Consider the following 6,067-nt stretch of genomic DNA (forward strand, 5'->3'; position numbering starts at 1 on the left):
TTTTTGACGCAGCACTCTTGCGAGCTGATTCGACTTCTCATTGAGTTCCCGGTACGTAAGATAATGATCTCTAAACTTCACCGCTATATGATCAGGGCGTTTATCAGCTTGGTCTTCAAATAGCTCCTGTAGTGTTTTTTCTCTGTCATAATCTGCTTGTGTATCATTAAACTCTTCTAAGAGTTGGTGCCGTTCATTGTCTATCGTGATATCAATCTCCGAAATGTTGACTGTGGGGTCTTCTGAAATGATTTCCATCATTCTAATGAAATGGTTTTTTAAACGGTTCATGCTGCTCGAATCATATACATTTGAATTGTAAGAGAATCGGACAGTTAATTCATCATTAGGTAATACCATAACTCCAAGGTCATAATTATTCTGTTCATAAAGAGTGCTATCTGTAATTTCAAAATCCACAAAATTATTAGACTCCATCACTACATCGTCAACATAATAATTTTGAAATACCAAGATGTGATTGACTAAATTTCGCTTAAGCTCTGATAACGATTGTATTTCAGCTAATGGATAATAATCGTACTTTGTTGATTCCAACGAATTTTTTTGAATATTTTTAACTAACTCTATAAAATTAGCAGTTATATTATTTTTCACCCTTACCGGGACCGTGTTGATAAACAACCCTATCATTTCTTCAATTCCATCCACTGCTGCATTACGTCCCGATACAACAGATCCAAATACGACATCATTTAAGCCTGTATATTTCTGCAGGAGAATACCCCAAACAGCTGAAATGACAGTGTTAATTGTAACTTGTGTTTGTTTGCTCACATTTAATAGTGATTCTGTGAGCTCTTTCCCCACCTGAAATTCTAATTTCTCTTTTTTAAATTGGACTGGAGTCTTCTGGACACTGCAAGGAAATTTAGCATGGTTGATATACCCGTCTAAATACTTTCTCCAATATATTTTCGCTGAATATTTCGATTGTTTTTGCAGCCAATTGATATAATTTACATATGGAGTTGGCTTCTTTAGTGGGGCAGTATGATTTTTTTTTGCAGACGAATATAGTATAAAAAAATCTTTCATAATAATACCGCTGCACCAGCCATCCATCAGAATATGGTGAGAACTCCAAATCACCCTATACTCTTCATGATTCACTTTAATGACAGACATTCTAAGTAAGATGTCTTCACTTAATTTAAAGCCTCTTTTTCGCTCTTCGAACTGGAACCGGTGAATAAACCTTGATTTCTGTTCTTCTGTTAAATTAGTTATGTCCTCGTAACGGATGCTTGTTTTACGGCTCTCTACTATAACTTGTTTCGGAGTTTTCACATTCTCATGAACAATGATAGTTCGGAGAACATCATACCGGTCAATTAATTGATTGATGCTTTTTTCAAGTTCTTCTAAATCAATCTCACCTTTAATCGTAAAGGATTTTTGTTCAAAGTATGCTTCTGAATCTGGATCAATTAGAGAATGGAACAGCATTCCTTCTTGCATAGGAGTAAGAGGATAGATGTCCTGAAGTGTGAACTCTTTATATTTTTCCTTTAATTCTTCTAATTCATCCAGAGTAAGGTCATTGGCTGAATAATCGGAAGGAGAGAGTTCGGTTGTTTTTTGTTCCCGACAATGTTTGACAATAGAAAGCAAATGTTTTTTATATGTTTCAGCTAAACGTCTCATTGTGCTTTGTTTATATTTCCTAATGCTATATGCAAATGTAAAAAACAGCTTATGATCAGCAATCGCGCCATTAATATCAATATCATACAAACTTTCGGCTTCCGGACTAATAGAGTTTCCTTTTGCTAGATTGGATAATTTCAAAAATCCATGATAAATTGTCTCATCAAATTGGCCTAAATAATTAAAGCTGATCTGCGGCTTTATATCTCCAATGACTGATTTTTCTCTTAAGTAAGAGAGTATCCCATAGCCAATCCCCTTATTTGGAATACTTCTCAATGTTTCTTTTACATTTCTAATGGAATAGCTCAATTGCTTCTCTTTTTTCAACTTTAACAGTACAGGATAATGGGATGTAAACCAGCCGATTGTCCGAGAAATATCGATATCTCCCTCAAGCTTTTCTCTTCCATGACCTTCCACATTAATTAAAACTTGCTCTTGTGATGTCCACTCTTGGATAGTCAGTCCCAAAGCAGTTAATAATATGTCATTAATCTCCGTATTATAGGTTTTGTTCGTATTCTTGAGTAATTCACTTGTTTCCTCTTCACTTAATTCTATATCAACTCTATTGATGTATTTTTGTTTGGTGCTTTCTTCACTGTATTCATAATCTGTCTTCAAAAAATGACAATCTGCTATCGCAATCTCTTCCCAATACGGAATTTCACTTTGGAATACTTCACTTTGAGCCTGTTGCTGCAAATAGAGTCCCCACTCCTTAAAGGAATGGGTTTTGCTTTGAAATACTATTTTTTCTCCTTTAAGGGCTTTATTGTACCCTTCCGAAAAGTCTTCAAAAAATATTCTCCAAGATACCCCGTCTACTACCAAATGATGGATAGCAATCAGAAGATGATCTCCCTCAGTTGTTTTAAATAAACCTGCTTTTACTAGAGGTCCTTTTTTTAAATCAATACTGCTTTGTATTTCTTCACTGCTTTTTTTGATCATTTCCTCATAATTTTCGCACGATTGGTAATCCATTACTTGAAAGTCGTATAATGTTGTTTCTGAACTTCTAATGATCTGGGTAACTTGTTTACCATCCGTTTTATAAACCATCCTTAAGGCATCATGATGCTTAATTAGTCCGGCAAGAACAGTTTTGATTGCATTCTCTTCAAAACCTTCTTTATTGTAGATCATTACGGATTGATTCCAATGATGCATGTTTGAAAAATTCTTTTCGAAAAATAGTCTTTGAATAGGTATTAATGGTACTTCTCCTGTAACCTCTTTTTGACTAATTACAGTGGAGTAAGCAGTTACTTTATCACTCACTTCTTGAATGGTTCCAAAATTAAATAAATCTTTAACCTCAAGATTATAACCATATTTCTGAAGTTTAGAAGTGATTCTGATTGCTTTAATAGAGTCTCCTCCTAGTTCGAAGAAGTTATCTTTTATTCCTATTCGTTGGAATCCTAGTACTTCTGACCACACATCTGCAAGTTTATGCTCTATATCATTTCTAGGAGCGACATATTCAAAACCGCCTCTTTTGGAAGATGGTTCTGGTAGCATATTCCGTTCTATCTTTCCATTTGTAGTTAAGGGCATACTCTCTAATTGCATTATATAAGTAGGTATCATATAGTAAGGAACAGTTTCTTTTAAATATTCTCTGATTTCGGAAGTATTTAATTGACCCCTTCCTGTTATATAAGCAGAAAGATATTTTTCCTGTTCTTCATTCTCCCGTGCTAATACAACAGCCTCTTTAACAGCTTGATGACTTAGCAAACAATTTTCTATCTCTCCAAGCTCAATTCTAAAACCACGGACCTTAACCTGATTATCCTTTCTTCCAAAGAATTCTATACTCCCATCAAGTTTCCATCTTGCAATATCTCCTGTTTTATACATTCTTTCTGCAGGATTAAATGGAGCTGCAACAAATTTCTCGGAAGTCATTTCAGGTTTATTCAAATACCCCCGTGCAAGTCCATCTCCTGCAATCCACAAATCCCCAGGTACTCCTTTAGGCACCAAATTTAGGTCCTCATCTAATATGTATACTCTGCTGTTTTGGATGGGGGTCCCGATAGGAAGAGATTTTTCTTTCTTATTTCTTTCTCGATAGCTATACACGATACAACCAACAGTTGCCTCAGTTGGTCCGTATTCATTTATAATTTCTACGTTTCCATTAAATTTACGGTGAATGTCATCAGCTAATTGATAGGATAACTCTTCACCGCCAACAATAAACCTTGAAATCCTTACATTATTCAGTTGCAATCCACTTATAACGCTTAAATGTGCTGGGGTTAATTTCATTATATCTATAGAATCTTCAACAATGTGATCGAATGAAAACTGATCATCATTGTTATATACACATACTTTATTACCAGACAATAACGGGACATATATTGAAGTTACTGTCAAATCAAATGAGATAGATGTATATAATGGAAAATCCCCTTTTCCTTCTTCAAGATACCGTCCTTTACAATAATGAATATAATTAACTAGAGATTTATGCTCGATCATGACTCCCTTAGGATTACCTGTAGTACCTGATGTGTAAATCACATAAGCCAAATCATTAGAAGATCTCTTAATGTCTAAATTTGTCTTGTCACCTTGAAAAATGTCTCCCTCAAAAATATCAATTACACTTCCATTAAAATGAATGTGGGTCATGAGGTCTTGTCTCGAGATAATGATATCTACTTCTGCATCTTGCAGCATATATTCTTTTCTGCCAATTGGATGTTGTATATCAATAGGAAGGTAAGCACCGCCTGCTTTTAACACTCCCATAATTGCAATAACCACCTCTATAGAAGCGTTTACCATTATTGCGACAACAGAGTCTGTGGTTACACCTCTGCTTTTTAATAATCTTGCTAATTGATTGGCTTTTTCATTTAGCTCTTGATATGTTAATACTTCATTTTCGCATTTGACTGCAATCCTATTGGGCGTTTTCTCTGCCTGAGCTTCGAACAATTCTTGAACAGTTTTTTTGCTTGGATAATTCTCAAAAGTTTGATTATAGTGTTGAAGCAGTTCAACTTTCTCTTCTTCGGAAATGATTTTTATTTGTTTTATGATCTGATCAAGATCACCGACGATATCATCAACGATTTTAATAAATCTCTCGCCAAATAATGTTATAGTTTCCTTACTAAATAATTCAGCGTTGTAAATAAACGATATGTCATAAATTTGACTATCTTGTTTATTTATACAAACAGACAGTTGATTTTTAGGTGAGGTATTTATGTAATTAATAAACTCTTCTCTGTGCAGTGTATTCATACAAATGCTTACAGGTGTTAAATCCATAACGTTTATACCGCTATATGAACTATTTAAGAGCTTATCAAGATCACAGTACTGATTTTCATAGGCTTTAAATACATTTTCCTGTACTTGTTTCAGCAAATGCCTGACAGACACTTCTTTTGTCACCTTGTTAAAAAGTGGTAGTAATTTATTTTTTACAGGTGTGTTGTCCTTTGCATTTCCTACATAAACTGGTATACCTATAATATTTTCTTTTTTCTCTGTGTATTTAAATATTTGTATCTGTAATGCTGTTAAAAACACCATATAGAATGGTAAATCATTTTGTTTTGTCAATTTATCCAACTCATTAATTAATTTAGAAGGTAAAGAAAACTTGATCTCCTGCTTTGTGTATTTTCCTTCTGAGAAAAAATCATGAGTAACAATTCCTGTATCTACTTGTGTTAAATTTAAACCCTTCCAATATTGACTAGAATTTTCTATTTTTTTACTAGAATTCACTTTTTCATTACGCCTCCTTCTATAACACTTTTCCTCTTAATTTAAATCCATATTCGAACTTTAATTGTTCGAATATGGATTACTCTTAAAATGTAAAAGCTGTACTTCTTAAAGTATTTACTTCATCATCAATTTCTAAAAGGCTTTTTCTTTCTTCACTATTTAAAATATCAATCTTTTTAATTACTTGATTGCTGTTTTTTAATATCTCGTCTAATAGAACCTGAATATCTTGACTCACTCTTTCAATGGTTTCCTTTTTAAACAAGCAAGTAGAGTATTCCAAAATCATCTCTATATTTTTTCCAGACTCAAAAGCTTTTAGCGTCAAATCAAACTTTGAGATTTTGTTTCCCAAAGGAATTTGGTTAAAAACAATATTTTCAAGCTCAATTTCTGTATTTACATCTATGTTATTCATATCAAACATCACATCAAATAGCGGGTTTCTCCCTAATTCCCTTTTAATATGGAGGTGATTAATTAACTCTTCGAGCTGATAACTTTGATTGTCATATGCCTGCAGTGAATTCTCCTTTACTTCTTTCAAAAGTTCTTTAAATGTTTTCTCTTTATCTGGGTGATTCCTCACAGCCAGTGTATTGACGAACATACCGATCATATTTCT

Annotated in this window: 2 protein-coding genes; both read right to left on the reverse strand. The window is 33.6% G+C overall.

Going from position 1 to position 6,067, the window contains the following annotated elements:
* Positions 1-5,439, reverse strand: a 5,439-nt coding sequence (locus BGM27_RS19775) for a non-ribosomal peptide synthetase (RefSeq protein ID WP_217031345.1), incomplete at its 3' end; no start/stop codon positions are given.
* Between the two features lie 85 nt (positions 5,440-5,524).
* On the reverse strand, positions 5,525-6,067 hold a 543-nt coding region (locus BGM27_RS19780), incomplete at its 5' end, for a condensation domain-containing protein (RefSeq protein ID WP_217031349.1).

Source organism: Bacillus sp. FJAT-27001 (assembly GCF_019039175.1).
In the GTDB taxonomy this organism is placed as follows: domain Bacteria; phylum Bacillota; class Bacilli; order Bacillales; family Bacillaceae; genus Bacillus; species Bacillus velezensis.